The organism is Rhodobacter sp. (assembly GCA_020637515.1).
In the GTDB taxonomy this organism is placed as follows: domain Bacteria; phylum Pseudomonadota; class Alphaproteobacteria; order Rhodobacterales; family Rhodobacteraceae; genus Pararhodobacter.
On sequence record JACKKG010000001.1, the window covers coordinates 1,609,248 to 1,624,608 of the forward strand.

The 15,361-nt window shown below is 69.2% G+C and carries 17 protein-coding genes; 4 read left to right on the forward strand and 13 right to left on the reverse strand.

The genetic code is table 11. From position 1 onward, the window contains the following. Positions 1-20: 20 nt before the first annotated feature. From H6900_07815 to ttcA, 10 genes are all read right to left on the reverse strand, one after another. Positions 21-446, reverse strand: a complete 426-nt coding sequence (locus H6900_07815; GenBank protein ID MCC0073183.1) for a hypothetical protein — start codon at positions 444-446, stop codon at positions 21-23. A gap of 1 nt (position 447) precedes the next feature. Continuing rightward, complete coding sequence (locus H6900_07820) at positions 448-888, reverse strand: YeeE/YedE family protein (GenBank protein ID MCC0073184.1); 441 nt, start codon at positions 886-888, stop codon at positions 448-450. Positions 889-1,115: 227 nt separating this feature from the next. Beyond that, positions 1,116-1,622: a histidine phosphatase family protein gene (locus H6900_07825; GenBank protein MCC0073185.1), complete on the reverse strand. Its 507-nt coding sequence runs from the start codon at positions 1,620-1,622 to the stop codon at positions 1,116-1,118. Beyond that, positions 1,619-2,266 carry a ferredoxin gene (locus H6900_07830; protein MCC0073186.1) on the reverse strand — a complete coding sequence of 216 codons (648 nt, stop codon included), beginning with the start codon at positions 2,264-2,266 and terminating at the stop codon, positions 1,619-1,621. The genes H6900_07825 and H6900_07830 overlap by 4 nt, the downstream gene beginning before the upstream one ends. Continuing rightward, positions 2,253-3,149, reverse strand: coding sequence for an acetylglutamate kinase (gene argB, locus H6900_07835; protein ID MCC0073187.1), 897 nt, complete (start codon positions 3,147-3,149; stop codon positions 2,253-2,255). Before argB ends, H6900_07830 begins: the two co-directional genes overlap by 14 nt. 6 nt (positions 3,150-3,155) lie before the next feature. Continuing rightward, on the reverse strand, positions 3,156-3,806 hold the full coding sequence (locus H6900_07840) for a YihA family ribosome biogenesis GTP-binding protein (protein MCC0073188.1): 651 nt from the start codon (positions 3,804-3,806) through the stop codon (positions 3,156-3,158). Then, positions 3,803-4,564: an MOSC domain-containing protein gene (locus tag H6900_07845; protein ID MCC0073189.1), complete on the reverse strand. Its 762-nt coding sequence runs from the start codon at positions 4,562-4,564 to the stop codon at positions 3,803-3,805. Before H6900_07845 ends, H6900_07840 begins: the two co-directional genes overlap by 4 nt. Then, the gene (gene yidC / locus H6900_07850; protein MCC0073190.1) at positions 4,561-6,369 is read right to left on the reverse strand and encodes a membrane protein insertase YidC; all 1,809 of its coding nucleotides are present in this window, start codon (positions 6,367-6,369) and stop codon (positions 4,561-4,563) included. The genes H6900_07845 and yidC overlap by 4 nt, the downstream gene beginning before the upstream one ends. Positions 6,370-6,551: 182 nt before the next feature. Continuing rightward, positions 6,552-8,087 carry a GGDEF domain-containing protein gene (locus H6900_07855; protein MCC0073191.1) on the reverse strand — a complete coding sequence of 512 codons (1,536 nt, stop codon included), beginning with the start codon at positions 8,085-8,087 and terminating at the stop codon, positions 6,552-6,554. Positions 8,088-8,155: 68 nt separating this feature from the next. Next, positions 8,156-9,061, reverse strand: coding sequence for a tRNA 2-thiocytidine(32) synthetase TtcA (gene ttcA / locus H6900_07860; GenBank protein MCC0073192.1), 906 nt, complete (start codon positions 9,059-9,061; stop codon positions 8,156-8,158). A 75-nt stretch (positions 9,062-9,136) separates the two neighbouring features. On the opposite strand from ttcA, the gene H6900_07865 reads away from it, so the two are divergent. After that, positions 9,137-10,801, forward strand: coding sequence for a pentapeptide repeat-containing protein (locus H6900_07865; protein ID MCC0073193.1), 1,665 nt, complete (start codon positions 9,137-9,139; stop codon positions 10,799-10,801). On the opposite strand, the gene yidD is transcribed toward H6900_07865, so the two are convergent. Both yidD and H6900_07875 read right to left on the reverse strand, forming a co-directional pair. Continuing rightward, positions 10,795-11,049: a membrane protein insertion efficiency factor YidD gene (gene yidD, locus H6900_07870; GenBank protein ID MCC0073194.1), complete on the reverse strand. Its 255-nt coding sequence runs from the start codon at positions 11,047-11,049 to the stop codon at positions 10,795-10,797. The two genes, H6900_07865 and yidD, sit on opposite strands and share 7 nt — an antisense overlap. Before the next feature lie 85 nt (positions 11,050-11,134). Further along, positions 11,135-11,620 carry a DUF523 domain-containing protein gene (locus H6900_07875; GenBank protein ID MCC0073195.1) on the reverse strand — a complete coding sequence of 162 codons (486 nt, stop codon included), beginning with the start codon at positions 11,618-11,620 and terminating at the stop codon, positions 11,135-11,137. 87 nt (positions 11,621-11,707) lie between these two features. Here H6900_07875 and H6900_07880 point away from each other — a divergent pair, with 87 nt between their 5' ends. Then, positions 11,708-12,439 (forward strand): SDR family oxidoreductase, encoded by a 732-nt coding sequence (locus H6900_07880; protein MCC0073196.1) that lies wholly within the window; start codon positions 11,708-11,710, stop codon positions 12,437-12,439. Continuing rightward, on the forward strand, positions 12,436-13,377 hold the full coding sequence (locus H6900_07885) for an alpha/beta hydrolase fold domain-containing protein (GenBank protein ID MCC0073197.1): 942 nt from the start codon (positions 12,436-12,438) through the stop codon (positions 13,375-13,377). Before H6900_07880 ends, H6900_07885 begins: the two co-directional genes overlap by 4 nt. A gap of 3 nt (positions 13,378-13,380) precedes the next feature. On the opposite strand, the gene H6900_07890 is transcribed toward H6900_07885, so the two are convergent. Beyond that, positions 13,381-14,064, reverse strand: a complete 684-nt coding sequence (locus H6900_07890) for an FCD domain-containing protein (GenBank protein ID MCC0073198.1) — start codon at positions 14,062-14,064, stop codon at positions 13,381-13,383. 134 nt (positions 14,065-14,198) lie between these two features. On the opposite strand from H6900_07890, the gene H6900_07895 reads away from it, so the two are divergent. Further along, entirely contained in the window at positions 14,199-15,323 is a 1,125-nt protein-coding gene (locus H6900_07895) for a cupin domain-containing protein (GenBank protein MCC0073199.1), read from the forward strand. Positions 15,324-15,361: the final 38 nt, after the last annotated feature.

The window sequence follows — 15,361 nt, forward strand, 5'->3', positions numbered from 1 at the left end:
CCCATCCCATCGCGCAGGGGTCAGGCCGGGCGCGGCGTCACGGCGGGCAGGGCGCGCACCGCGATCATGCCGGCCGCCATGGCCAGCGTGAAGATCAGCCCGCCGGCGCCGCTCCAGCCCAGGGCGGCCAGGGCCGGGCCCGGGCAAAAGCCCGACAGCGCCCAGCCCGCGCCGAACAGCACCGAACCGCCCAGCAGGCGCGCGTCGAGGGTCTGGCGCGGCATCGGCGGGATCAGCGCCCCGGTCAGCGCCGCCGGGCGCCGCCGCGCCAGGCGCCAGGCCAGCAGCATCGGCAGGATCGCGCCGCCCAGCACAAAGGCCAGCGTCGGGTCCCATTCTCCGGTCACGTCCAGCCAGCCCTGCACCTTGGCGGTGTCGGTCATGCCCGACACCAGCAGGCCCAGGCCGAACAGGGCGCCCGCGGCGCCGGCGATTGCGGATCGCATGTCAGATCACTCCCAGCAGGTGGCGGGCGACGAAGAAACTGACGGCCCCGGCGCCCAGGTAGCAGGCCGTCGCGACGATCGAGCGCAGCGAGAACCGCGACATGCCGCACACCCCGTGCCCCGAGGTGCAGCCGTTCGCCAGTTTGGTGCCCGCGCCGACCAGAATGCCCGCCAGCGCCAGCATCGGCAGGTCGCCCGAGACGTGGCTGTCAGGCGCACCCAGCGCCAGCACGGCCAGCGCGGGGGCGCCGATCAGGCCCAGCAGAAACGGCAGATCCTCGCGCAGGGTGCGCGGGCCGGCGCCGTTCAGGGCGTTCGACACGATGCCGCTGGCCCCCATGATCCGCCCGTTGCCCAACAACAACAGCGCGGCGGCAAGGCCGATCATCAACCCTCCGGCCAGGCCGAACAGCCAGTCTTGGGGGTGCACAATCAGGGTCATGGCGGCGTCCCGGGCAAAGGGTTTCTGGTGCCGTCAATCTGGCCCTCACATCAAGTCATTGCAATATAACGAAAATAATAAGGCCCCTGTTCCACCCAGGGCGCCCGGCCGGGAACAGCCGTTCACCGGGCCCGGGCCCGGCGCGGGACAGGGTTTCCCTGTGACGCGGATTTCGGGAACAAGCGCCCGGCGCGGGCTGGGGGCCCGCGCGGGCGGCCAGGGGCGACTCAGCCGCCGATCTCGCTGGGGACGATGAAGTCGCGCACCGCGCCCTGACCCCAGGCGATGTCCTTCCAGCTGTCGATTTCGAACGAGGCGACCAGGGTCGCGCCCGTCGGATAGCGGCGGAACTCGGGATTCATCGGCGCCTGTGCCACGATGCGTTCGGCGAATTCCGCGATGCCCGGGTTGTGGCCGATCATCATCACCGTGTCCGTGGTGGCGTGTTTCAGCACCGCCAGCATCACATCGGGCCCGGCGTGATAGAGCGCGGGCTTCAACGTCAGGATCGGCGTGCCGGGCAGGGCCGGGGCGATGCCGGACCACGTCTTGCGGGTGCGCAGCGCGTCCGAGCACAGAACCTCGTCGGGAACATACCCGCGCGAGGCCAGCCATTCGCCGAGATCGGCAGAGGCGGTCTTGCCGCGTTCGTTCAGTGGGCGGTCATGGTCGGCCATCGTCGGGTCATCCCAACTGGATTTGGCGTGCCGCGTCAGGATCAGGCGTTTGCTCATCGGTGGAACCGGCTCATGTGATAGGCGCTTTGTTCCGGCAGTCTTGCATGGCTTTCCCCGGCGGGGCAAGCGCGGCGCGCGGCACAACCATGCGTCATGCAGTCCCGACCCGCCGTGCTGTCCAGATAGGCGTGGCAGCGCGCGGTGTCATAGGCCGTGGCGGACAGCGCGGCGACCGGGCAGGCGCGCGTGCAGGGCCTGTCCACGCAGGTGTCGCAGGGGTTTTCGGCAGGCGGAAGGTGGACCGCGAGGGGCAGCGCCAGCGCCCCCCGGAACGAGGCCCAGAGCCCGCAATCGTGATGCACCAGCATTCCCACCGGCGATTGCCACAGCCGCCCGCTATCGAGCGCCCAGCGAAAGAACGGTGGCCAGGGCGGCCCGTCCGAAGGGAACAGTGCCGTTCCGCCGAATCGCTCGGCGATGGCGCCGAGCACGCGCTTCGACCATCGGTCCAGGGGATCGGGGGCGCCGTCGTGCCATTCGGGCGCGGCCGTGACGCGCGACCACCAGGTCGTGCCGCCCTCGGGGCCGACCAGAACCAGGGACTGGGTGCCGGGCGGGCAGAAGTCCGCGTCCGGCCCGGTCACCGCCAGTGCCAGCAACCCCTCGGCGCAGAGCGCGCCCAGCGGGTCAATCGTGGGCACGCAGCGTCACGCGCGAGGGCGTGGCGCGGATCATCGACCCGGCGCCGAGTTCGGTGAACAGTTCCAGCAGGCAGGCGTTGGGCACCCGCCCGTCCAGGATGACCACCGCGCGCACCCCTTCCTCGATCGCCTGCAAGGCGGTCTCGGTCTTGGGGATCATGCCGCCGACGATGGTGCCGTCGGCGATCATCTCCCGCACCTGGTCGGGGTGGATTTCGGTCAGGACATTGCCGTCCTTGTCCTTGACGCCCGACACATCGGTCAGCAGCAACAGTCGGTCGGCCTTGAGCGCACCGGCGATGGCGCCGGCGGCGGTGTCGCCGTTCACGTTGAAGGTTTCCAGCGCGCTCATGCCGGTCGCGACCGGCGCCACGACGGGAATGATGCCCGCCTTGAACAGGTCGCGCAGCACCTGCACGTTCATTTCGACGGGTTTGCCGACAAAGCCCAGTTCGGGATCGTCGGCGACGCAGACCATGAGGTCGTCATCCTTGCCCGACACGCCCACCGCGCGGCCGCCCTCGTCCATGATGGCCTGCACGATGCGCTTGTTGACCAGCCCCGTCAGCACCATTTCGACCACCTCGACGGTGGCCTTGTCGGTCACGCGCTTGCCGCGCACGAAATCCGACTTGATGCCCAGCCGGCCCAGGAGATCGTTGATCATCGGCCCGCCGCCATGCACGACGACCGGGTTCAGCCCGACCTGTTTCATCAGCACGATGTCGCGGGCAAATTCGGCCATGGCGGTGGCGTCGCCCATGGCGTTGCCGCCGAATTTCACGACGACGACGGCGCCGGAAAAGCGTTGCAGATAGGGCAGGGCCTCGGAGAGGGTGCGGGCGATGGCTTTCCAGTCACGATCCATGTTCTGCTGTCTCATGAAGTGTTATTCCATGCTGGCGATCAGCGCGCGAAGCGTGGCGATACCCTCGCCCTTTTCCGACGAGGTGACAAGCAGCTCGGGATAGGCGGCGGGGTGTTTCGCCAGGGCGGCACGCACCTGCGCAAGCGTTCGGTCCTGTTCGGCCTTGCTGATCTTGTCGGCCTTTGTCAGCACGACCTGAAAGGTCACGGCCGACTTGTTCAACAGGTCGAGGATCTCTTCATCGACCTTCTTGATGCCGTGGCGCATGTCGATCAGCACAAAGGCCCGCCGCAGCGTCGCCCGCCCCGACAGGTAATCCTTGAGCAGCGCGTGCCATTTGCGGACCACGGCCACCGGGGCCTCGGCAAAGCCATAGCCGGGCAGGTCCACCAGATAAAGCTGCCCACCGACGTCGAAATAGTTGATTTCCTGCGTCCGGCCCGGCGTGTTTGACGTCCGCGCCAGCGACTTGCGCCCGGTCAACGCGTTGATGAGGCTGGATTTCCCCACGTTCGAACGGCCCGCGAAGCAGATCTCGAGCCGGTCGGCCGGGGGCAGGCCGGGCATCGCCACCACGCCCTTGACGAAATCGACGGGGCCCGCGAACAGCTTGCGGCCGGTCTCGGCGGTCAGGGTGTCGGGCTCGGGCGTCAGGGGAAAGGGCAGGGTCATGGCAGGATCTCCACCGGGTCGTCCAGGGCGATCTCGCCGCCCCGCGTCACGGTTGCGTAAACGCCGAAGTCGCGGTGCCCCCAACCCGATTCGAGTGCGGCCAGCGTGTCGCCCGCGGGGGCGCCGGTCTCGGGGTCGTGGGCGGTGGCGACGCAGCGGGTGATGCGTTGTTCGATGCGCAGGCGCGCGGGACCGATGGCGATCTCGTGGCCAATCCGGTCGAATTCGGTCCAGGCGGGCAGCCCGTCCAGCCACAGGTTGCCGCGGAACCGGTGTATGGACAGTGGCCGGCCCATCCGCCCGGCCAGCGCATCGAGCGACGCGAGGTTCAGGATCGCGATCCAGGGCCCCGGCACATCGGTCAGCGCGCCGCCGTCCCGGCGCGCGACCAGGGCGCGGGGGGCCGGGCGGTTGGCGGGCCAGAGCGGCCGCAGCCAATCGACCAGCGCGGGGCCGCAAGCGGGCAGGGTGCCGGCGAAGGGCGGGCGCGCGGGGTGGGTCAGGCGCAGGGCGCCCGTGGTCTCGTCAAAGGTGGCGCGGATCGCTTGCAGATGCCCCTCGGCGGCGCCCCGGACAAAGTTCATCTTGGGCACCCAGCCATCCGGCGCGGCGTCGAAACCGGCGGCTTCGGTGGCGATCGCGTAGAGGCGGTCAAAGGGCAACGGGCGGCCCTCTGTCAGGGCCGCCCGGGTCACGGTCTGGAACCCGGCGGATTTCACCGGGTGCCGCACGATATGGGCCAGTCGGGCGCCGCTCACTTGGCCTTGCCGCCCTTATTGCCGCCTTTTGGCACTTTCAACGACGCCCGGATGTTGCCGAAAATGTCGGGCCGCGAGCCATGCGCCGTCATGATCAGATATTGCTGGGTAAAGGTGATGATGTTGTTGCCGATCCAGTACATCAGCAGCCCCGAGGCAAAGCCGCCCATCACGAACATGAACACCAGCGGCATCCAGTTGAAGATGGTCGCCTGCATCGGGTCCGCCGGCGCCGGGTTCAGGCGCATCTGGAACCACATCGATGTGCCGAACAACAGCGGCAGCAGACCCAGGAACACCGTCGCCAGCATCGTGCCGGTCTCGGGCGCGGCCCAGGGCATCAGGCCAAAGAGGTTGTAGAGCGAGGTCGGGTCCGGGGCCGACAGGTCGTTGAACACCCAGAACCACGGCGCCTGCCTGAGTTCGATGGTGACGAAGATCACCTTGTAGAGCGAGAAGAAGATCGGGATCTGCAACATGATCGGCAGGCAACCGGCGGCCGGATTCACCTTGCGGTCCCGGTAGAGCGCCATCATCTCCTGTTGCAGTTTCTGCCGGTCCTCGCCCGCGCGTTCCTTGATCGCCTGCATTTCGGGCTGGAGTTCCTTCATCCGCGCCATCGAGACATAGGATTTCCAGGCGAGCGGCAGCAGCAGCGCCTTCAGCGTCAAGGTCAGCGCCAGGATCGCCCAGCCCATGTTCCCGATCAGCCCGTGATAGAAGTTCAGCACCAGGAAGATCGGCTTGGTCAGGAAGAAGAACCAGCCCCAGTCGATCGCATCCACGAAGCGGTCGATGTGCAGGCTTTCCGCGTAGCCGGTCAGCGTGGCGTATTCCTTGGCGCCGGTGAACAGCATCGACTGCGCCGTCGCGGTCTGGCCCGGTTCGACCGTGACGGTGGGCTGGCGCAGGCTGGCCTGGTAAATCTCGGAGCCCGGCACATACTGGCCGACACCCGCCGCCGGATTGCCCGGCGTCGCCACCAGCGCGGCCATGAAGTATTTCGAGGTGAAGCCGATCCAGGCGTTCTCGGTCGCGTCGGCCTCGCGCGCGGGGGTCCGCTCGCGGTCGCTGACGGGATAGTCGCGCATGGTCTTGTAGCTGTCCTCGATGAGGGCGCCATCGGCCATCTGCACCAGACCCTCATGCGAGATGTAGTAGCGTTGCATGTCCGGTGGCACATCATGTTGCGCCAGAATGCTGTAGGGGTCCAGCTGCACCGGGGTGTCGCCGGTGTTCTCTACCGTCTGGGTCACGGTGAACATGTAGCCGTCGTCCACCGCGATCTCACGGGTGAAGATCAGCCCGGCGCCGTTGTCCCAGCGCAGCGTCACCGGCGTCTCGGGGGTCAGCGCGTTGGTGCCGACCTGTTGCCAGGGGGTCGCGGGGCCGGGGACATGGTCGTAATCCAGCGCACCGCGCGGGCTCCAGCCGAACAGGGCGTAGAAGGGGTGGCGCGCGCCGCCGTTGGGATTCAGCAGGTGCACAAGCTCGCTGCCGGGGGCCACGGTCTCGCGGTAGTCGCGCAGCTGCATGTCGTCAAAGCGGCCGCCGGTCAGCGCCAGCGATCCAGTCAGGCGCGGCGTATCGATGGCGATCCGTGCCGTGGCTTCCAAAGGCTGCGCCAGGGTCGCGTCGCCGCTGGCCGGGGTCGTCGTCTCGGCCGAGGGCGGGGGGATCAGTTCGCTTTGCGCGACGGTGTCGGCGGGATCGGGCTGTGGCGGCGGGAACAGCGCGAACCAGCCCATGATGACCGCGAGGCTCAGGGCAAAGGCGAGGATCAGGTTCTTTGTTTGATCGTCCATCGGGGCTTTCCGGGCGCGATTTCGGTGCTGCGCCGGTTCAACAGGCCCTGCCCGCAAAGGTCAAGCGGATTCCCCCGGGGCGCGGCGTGACGGGCGGGGAATTTTCCCGTCCCGGGGCGTCCGGCCGCGCCGCCCGGGGTGGGCGGGGCCCCGCGCGGGCCGACCGGTCCTTGCCAGGGAGCTCAGCCGGCGGTGCCATCGGCGGCGCGCGCGGCGTCGGTGTCCTCGCACCAGGGCTCGCCGCGTTCCAGGGCCTCGGTATGGGCGCGCAACCATGCCGGCAGGTCCTGGGCCGGCATCGGGCGGGCGATGGCGAACCCTTGCAGATGGTCGCAGCCCATCTGCGCCAGCAGAACCTGCTCGCCCGCGCTTTCGACCCCCTCGGCCAGGGTGGCGATGCCCAGGCGCTCGGCCATTGACAGGATGGCCGCGACCATGCGCTGCTGGTCGGGGTCGCGGTGCAGATTGGTGACAAAAGAGCGGTCGATCTTGATCCGGCCGACGGCAAAGCGGCGAATATGGGCGATCGAGGCATGGCCGGTGCCAAAATCGTCCAGATCGATGCCGCAGCCCATCGCCGCCAGGCGGGCAATGGTGCGCACGGCGACGTCGTCGTCGCCTTCGGCGATCACGGTCTCCAGGATTTCCAAGGACAGCCGCTCGGGCGCCAGGTCGCGGCGGTCCAGTTCCCAGCCGATCTCGTCGGCCAGGCGCGGGTTGCGCAATTCCTCGGCCGACAGGTTGACCGAGACGCTGGGCACGGCGTGCCCCCCGCGATCGAGCGAGACGAGCAGGTCGAGCGCGTCGCGCAGCATCCGTTCGGCCAGCAGGGGCGACAGGCCGGCGGATTCGATTTGCGGCAGGAATTCACCCGGAGAGATCAGGCCGCGTTGCGGATGCTGCCAGCGCGCCAGCGCCTCGAACCCGCTGACCTGGCCGGTGTCGGTGCGGATCTGGGGCTGGAAATAGGCGCGGATCTCGCCATCGGTCAGGGCGCGTCGCAGCGCGCCCAGATGATCGGCGTTCAGCGTGGCGGGGAAATCGACGACCGAATAGCTGCTCAGACCGCCGGGTCCCGCGCGGCGGGCCTTTTCCGCGGCGACCTCGGCCGCTTGCAGCATGTCCAGGCCGTTGAGGCTGGCCGCGCGCGCGCTGGTCGCAAAGCCGATGGACACGCTGGGCCACAGCGTCAGGTGATCGCCACGAACGGGTTGGGCCAACCGGGTCTGAACGCGCTGGGCGATCGCCAGAACCCCGCCAAGGTCGAGAGCGCGCTGCGGAAACAGGGCGATGCCGAACCCGTCGCCGTCCAGCGCGCAGAACACGTCCTGGTCGCGCAACGCCCGGCCCAACCGGTCGCCCAGTTCCTGCGACAACAGCGCAAAGGCCGCGTCGCCATGCAGCCGGCGCACCCGGTCGGCATCGTCGATCCGCACCGCCAGAGCGGCGCCCCGCGCGCCGTCACCCGGTTGCGCCAGCGCCGCCAGCACCGCCGCACGGTCCAGGAACGGGGCCTGGCCCCCGCCGGCGGGAACCCGTCCCCGGGGGGTGCGGACCACCGCCCACAGCAGCGCGGCCTGCACCACGATCAGCGACGTGACGGTCCAGCCCGGCAGCGTTGTCGTGGCCAGGATCGTCGAGGGCGCCAGCACGGCGCAGGCCGTCAGCAGCCGTCCGATCCCCGGTCGCCGCCCGAGCCAGCCATTCACAAACCCCATGAGCCCATTCCCTTGCCGCCGGAACCCATCCGGTCGGGACAGGCTGGGCGGCCGAGGTGAGCGAAGCCTTAACGCAGCAGCGGGATTTCGTTCGAATTGTCGCGATCGGGGGCGTCGGGGGTGTCGAGCCGCGCCGCCCGCGGCCTGAGACCGGCGAAATCGAACAGCGCAGGGTCCACCAGATGCGAGGGGCGCACGTTCATCAGCGCCTTGAACATCACGTTGCGCCGGCCGGGGGTGCGGCGTTCCCATTCGTCCAGCAGCGCCTTGACCTGCATCCGCTGCAACCCGTCCTGCGAGCCGCACAGATCGCAGGGGATGACCGGATAGCCCATGGCGCGCGCGAATTTCTCGCAATCGGCCTCGGCCACCAGGGCCAGGGGGCGCAGCACCGCCAGGTCTCCGTCCTCGTTCACCAGCTTGGGCGGCATGGTGGCCAGGCGCCCGCCATGGAACAGGTTCATGAAGAAGGTTTCCAGCATGTCGTCGCGGTGGTGGCCCAGGACCACGGCCGCGCAGCCTTCCTCGCGCGCGATGCGATACAGGTTGCCGCGCCGCAGTCGCGAGCATAGCGAACAATAGGTGCGGCCTTGCGGGATCTTGTCCACGACCACCGAATAGGTGTCCTGGTATTCGATCCGGTGGGGCACACCCATGCGGGTCAGGAACTCGGGCAGGACGGTGGCGGGAAAGCCGGGCTGGCCCTGATCCAGGTTGCACGCCAGCAGATCGACGGGCAAAAGGCCGCGCCATTTCAATTCGTGCAGGATGGCCAGCAAGGTGTAGCTGTCCTTGCCGCCCGACAGGCAGACCAGCCAGCGGTCGCCGGGGCGCACCATGCCGAAGGTGTCGATCGCCTCGCGCACCTGCTGGACCAGACGCTTGCGCAGCTTGCGGAATTCGGTCGTCTTGGGCGCGCCGTGGAACAGCGCGTGGATGTCGTCGCCGGGAAGATCGTCTGCATCGTCGCGCATGGGCCGGGCCCTCCTGCGGGTTGCCATAGGGGGTTTCCTTTGCCATCGTCAAGCCATCGGCAACCGGGGCGGGCGATGGACCAGGAACAGACCGAAGAGTTGCTTGTGGACCTCAGCGCCAGCCGCTTTTCGGTTGCCTTCTCGACCCTGTTCTTCGGCTTTGGCATCGCCGCCGGGTTCCTGCTGGCGTTTTCGGGGCTGGGCTTTCTGCAAGACAGCGCGGGCATCATCGCCGGCGTGTTTCTGGTGGCGCTGTGCGTCCTGGCGCTGGCGGGGCTGGCGCTGTATCTGCTGCGCGACCGGCTGCTATCGCGACTGTTCGGCATCGCCCGGGCGCAGGTCGAACTGATCGCGACCCCGCTTGCCGATGTCGCCCAGGGCGCTGCCCGGCGCGACCCCGAGCACGCCGCGCAATCCGCCCGGCGGCTGATCCAGGTGGCGATGGCGCGCTATGCCTGGCTGGCGACGCGGCGCTGGATCATGACCTCGCTGACGGCGCTGATCGCAGCCATGGCGGCGCTGGCGGGCACCGCGCTGCTGTTCAAGCAAAACGACCTGATCGCGCAGCAGATTGTGCTGCTTTCGGTGCAAAACGACCGGATCACGCAGCAGAACGCGATGCTGGAGCAGCAGACCGAACTGGCCGAGGCCGCCCGCAACGCCGCGCTGGCGGTCGAGGTGACGGCGGTCGCGGGGCTGCTGGGCGAGGCGGTGGATCGCGCGATGGGCCCTGTCGAGCAGCGCGGCCCGATGGCCATCGTGCCTGTGCTGCACCCTGAAACCGACCTGGCGCGCAGCGTCGTGTTCCGGCTCATCGCCGTGTCGCAGGCGCTCAGGCCGTATCGGTTTCTGGACCCGGGCTACCACCAGGCGGATGAAAGCGATCTGGTGCATCAGGCGATGCGGGCCCGTCGCCAGGCCATGCCCCTGACCTATGCCCGCATGGCCGAGACGAACGGCTGGGTCGATTCCGACGGCCCGCCGCATCTGGTGGATCGCCCCGCCAGCCCCGAACGCGGCCAGTTGCTGCGCGTGATGCTGGTCAACGGCTTGCGCGAGACCGAGGTGCTCAGCTTCTACGGGCTCGATCTGAGTTTCGCCTCGGCGCAGGGGTTGACCATCGGATCGGCGACGATGCAGAACGCCGATCTGGCCTATGCGGATCTGTCCTATGGGCAAATGGTCGAGACCGACTTTCGCGGCGCCAATCTGGCCAACCTGCGGTTCCGGCACGGTCAGGTGCTGCGCAGCCGCCTGGGCCGCCTGCCCGCGGCCGATGTGCGCGCGCCCTTCACCCGAGAGCCGGGCGGGTATGACACGCGCCTGATCGGCGCCGATTTCACCGATGCCTTGATCGAGGATAGCGAATTCCGGGGGGCGAACGCGATGGCGGCACAGTTCGACCGGGCGCTGGTGATCGCGGCGGATTTCCGCGAGGCGACGCTGGCCGGCGCCAGTTTCGCGGACGCCGTGCTGATCGCGCCGCAGTGGCAGGGCGCGGTGCTGCTGTCGGTCGATCTGGACGGGGCGGTGGTGATCGGGGACGATCCGCTGGCCGCGTTGGCCGCCCAGGCCGCGCCCGACAGCTTTGTCGCCGACCGGTATCGCGCGGAACCCGTCAACCTGGACGAGGTCCTGCAAGCGCATGACTGGGCCGACGACGATCGCGCGCGCCGCATCCAGGGGCTGGTGGGCGACCAGCCTGCCTGGCGGCTGGTCCGTCTCGGCGCGTTTCAGTGACGGTGTTCGCGGTCATAGGCGGGGTCGGCGCCGGGCACAGGGTCATAGCCATGCCCACCCAGGGGATGACACCGGGCGACCCGTTTCGCCGCCAGCCATGTGCCCTTCAGCGCGCCGTGCCGTTCCAGCGCCTCCATCGCATAGGCTGAACAGGTGGGCTGGTAGCGGCAGCCATGCCCGACCCAGGGGCTGAGCAGCAGCCGATAGGCGCGAACGGGCAGCGCGACCACCCAGGCGGCGGCGGTCATCTTGGGGCGGGGGGATGGCGGCATGGAAACCTCGGTCTGACAGGGCGGATGTGGCGCCACGAGGGGCCCGGCGCAAGGGCCTGCGTCACCGCGTCAGCCATTCGGCCAGATCCGCGATCTGGTGTGGGGCGAACACCGCGATGCCGTGATCGCGCAGCACCTGCGCGGTCACCCCCGCGCCGGGCACCCTTTGGCCGGCATGGTGCCCGTCGTAGACCCGTGTGCTGCCGCAAGACGGGCTGCCATCGGTCAGCAGCGCGGCGCCGCAGCCGCGGTCCTGCGCGACCTGCAACGCGAACCGCGCCCCGGCGACAAAGGCGCGGGTCACATCGTCGCCGGTCGCGCCCAGCACCCGGCCGCGCCCGGCCAGCACATCGCGGGCGGTGGTGCCGGGCGCGATCTCGGCGGGGGCGCGCGGGGTGGGCAGGCCGGCGGCGACCTCAGGGCAGAGTGGCACCAGCCAGCCCTGCGCCTGCCAGGTCGCAAGCAACCGGTCGTGCATAGGTTTCGCCCGCCCGTCGTAGCGGACAGGCTGACCCAGCAGACAGGCACTGACCAGAATGCGCGGCATGGCGCGGATCCTAGAGCGGGGCCCGCGCCGGGTAAAGGTGGACGCGGCCCCGGGCCCGGATTAGCCTGACCGGTGCTGGAGGGACGCATGACACGACATATCCTCATCACCGGCGGATCGCGCGGGATCGGACGGGCCACGGCGCTGCTGGCGGCGGCGCGCGGCTGGCGGGTGAGCATCGGCTACCACGGCAACGCCGAGGCCGCGCGCGCGGTCGCCGCGCAGACCGGCGGCCCGGCGCTGGCGGGCGACGTCTGCGACCCCGGGGCGGTGGCGGCCGTGTTCGACGCGGCCGAGGCCGCGCAGGGGCCGCTGGACGCGGTGGTGGTCAACGCCGGGGTCGTCGCCCCCGCCATGCCGTTGGCCGAGATGTCCGACGACCGCCTGCGCCGGGTCATCGACACCAACCTGATGGGCGCGCTCTATTGCGCGCGCGAGGCCGCGCGCCGCCTGCCGCGTCCCCGGGACGTCGAGCCGGGCGCGCTGGTGCTGCTGTCCTCGATCGCGGCGAGCCTGGGCGCGCCGAACGAATACGTCGATTATGCCGCCGCCAAGGGTGCGGTGGACACGTTGACCCGGGGCCTGGCCAAGGAACTCGCGGCCGGGAACGTGCGCGTCAACGCGGTGCGCCCCGGGTTGATCGACACCGAGATCCATGCCTCGGGCGGGCGGCCGGACCGCGCGCAGGCGCTGGCGCCTCTGGTGCCGATGGGCCGCCCGGGCCGGGCCGAGGAAGTCGCCGAGGCGGTGCTGTGGCTGTGCGGGCCGGGGGCGTCCTATACCTCGGGCGCGGTGCTGGACGTGGGGGGCGGACGATGAGGGCGCCGCCGCTTCCCGTGCTGGCCTCGGCCGAGGCGCGCGCCTTTCTGGCGCAACCGATCCCCGAGGCGGTCTTTCGCCACGCGCCGCAGTCGCCGGACGAATGGCGGGCCCTGATCGACCGCTTCAATGCGCTGCGGGCAGACGCGGTCGAAACCCTGCGCGCGCTGCTGCCCGTGCGCATCGACACGGTGACGATCTCCGGTGTTCCCTGCCGCGTGCTGACGCCCGAGGGCGCGCCCGACGCGCCCGACGCCCCCGTGGTGGTCGAATTCCATGGCGGGGCCTATGTGCTCTATGCCGGACTGTCCGGGCTGGGCCGGGCGCTGAAGTTCGCGCTGGCCTCGGGGCTGCGGGTGATCGCGGTGGATTACAGGATGCCGCCCGCCGCGCCCTATCCCGCCGCGCTGGAGGATGCGCTGGCGGTCTATCGCGCCGTTCTGGCGGACAAACCGGCGCGGCGGGTGGCCGTCTACGGGACCTCGGCCGGGGGGAATCTGGCGGCCGCGATGATGGTCGCGGCGCGTGCCGAAGGGCTGGCCATGCCCGCCGCCGCGGTGCTGAACACGCCCTGGATGGACCTGACCGACGCCGGCGACAGCCTGGGCCTGTTCGACGGCATCGACCCGGCGCTGGTCACCTATCACGGGCTGGTGCGCGCCGCCGCCGCGCTTTACGCCGACGGCCTTGCGCTGGACGATCCGCGGCTTTCGCCCATCCACGCCGACTTGGGCGGTTTCCCGCCCGCGCAGATCATCACCGGCACGCGCGACCTGTTGCTCAGCGATGCCACGCGGCTGCACATGCGCCTGCTGGATCTGGGCCGCGAAAGCGAGCTCAGGGTCTATGAGGGGATGTGGCACGCCTTTGCCGATATCCCCGAGGAGGCGCAGGTCTATGACGCGATGACCCGCTTCCTGCGCGCGCGCCTGGGCTGAGGGTCAGGCGCGGCGGCGCTTGTCGGGGGTCGGTGCGGCCGTGGCCAGGGTCGCGCGGATCGTGTCGGCGGTGCGCAGATAGTGGTCGCGCAGCAAGGCGACGGCCTGTTCGGGCGTGCGCGCCAGCGTGGCGTCGGCCAGGGCCTTGTGCTCGGCCTCGATGTCGCGAGTGCGCGGCCCGGTCGAGGCCAGCAGAACCGGAAGCCGGTAGCGTTCGGTCGCATGATAGAGCCGCTCGAAGAAATCGAGCATCCAGTCCGACCCGCAGGCCGCCAGCAGGGCGCGGTGAAAGGCGTGGTGACGCGCTTCCAGTTCCCAAAGGTCGGCGTCGGGGCCGCTGCGGTCGGCTTGCAGTTTCAGCGCATAGAGGGCGGCCACGATCGCCGCCGCCCAATCGTCGCCGCCCCGGGCGATCGACAGGCGCAGGGCCTCGGTCTCGATCAGCAGGCGTGTGGCCAGCGCGTCCTCGAATTCCGCCAGCGACAGCGGCGCCACGCGGAACCCGCGCAGCGTTTCCGAGGTGACCAGACGTTCCGCACCCAGCCGGTTCAGCGCCTCGCGCAGGGGCGAGAACCCCATGCCGTAGCGTTCCGCCAGATCGGCCAACCGCAGGGGGCTGCCGGGGGCAAAGGCGCCGCGAACGATGTCGTGGCGCAACCCGTGATAGGCTTTTTCCGCGAGGGTCATGGCTGGGGTCCTTTCCTGGTTCGATCCTAGGCAATGCCCCGCAGTGCTGCAATCCGAATATTTTCGAAGATTATTATTGTTGTCGAAACGATCCTGGGTCAGACTGGACGCACCATCGAACCGGAGGGGGCATCATGGCCAAGCCGAGAGAGAACTACCGCGAAGATGTCGCGGGCCGCGCCAATGTCGAGGATACGCCGGAACTTCTGGCCTATTACGACGAACTGGACACCTATAACGCCGGCGCCCTGTGGACCGTCGCGAACAAGATCGAACCGTGGGAGCCGAAATCCGATTCGGTCCCGGTGCTGTGGCGCTACCGCGACTTGCGGTCCCATGTGCTGCGCTCGGTCGATCTGGTGACGCCGGAAAAGGCCGGGCGCCGGGTGATCTATCTGAACAACCCGGGGCGCACCGATGTCGCAGCGGCGGTCGGCTGGATCTATGCCGGGCTTCAGGTCATGCATCCGGGCGAGCGGGCCTCGGCGCACCGCCATTCGGCCAGCGCGGTCCGCTTCATCATGGAAGGTTCGGGTGCCTATACCGTGGTCGATGGCCACAAGATGACGCTGGGCGCCAATGATTTCGTGCTGACGCCGAACGGCACCTGGCACGAACATGCGGTCGAATCCTCGGGCACCCCCTGCATCTGGCAGGACGGGCTGGACATCCCGCTGGTCAACGCGCTCGAGGCGAATTTCTACGAGGTCCACCCGGACCTCAGCCAGGCCGTGACCTATGCCGTGGACGACATGACCAAGACCTGGGGCAATCCGGGCCTCACCCCGAACGGCGGCAACTGGAGCAAGGGCTATAGCCCGATGTTCAAATACGAATGGGCGCCGACCTATGAGGCGCTGGGCCGCTACGCGGAATGCACCGACGGCAGCCCCTTTGACGGCGTGCTGATGGAGTATGTGAACCCCGCCAGCAACGGGCCCGTGATGAAGACCATGGGCGCCTCGATGCAGATGCTGCGGCCGGGCGAACGGACCCGCGCGCACCGCCATACCGGCAGCTATCTCTACCACGTCTCGAAAGGGCGGGGGCATTCGATCATCAACGGCCAACGCTTCGACTGGCAGGAACGCGACATCTTCTGCGTGCCGTCGTGGGCCTGGCACGAACATGCGAATGCCTCGGACACCGAGGACGCCTGCCTGTTCTGCCTGAACGACCTGCCGGTGATGCGTTCGCTGGGGCTATACCGCGAGGAAGCCTTCGGCGATAACGGGGGGCATCAGCCCGTGGTGGCCTGAGCCGGGGTTTCGACTGTCCATGCCCTTCGATCTGACAC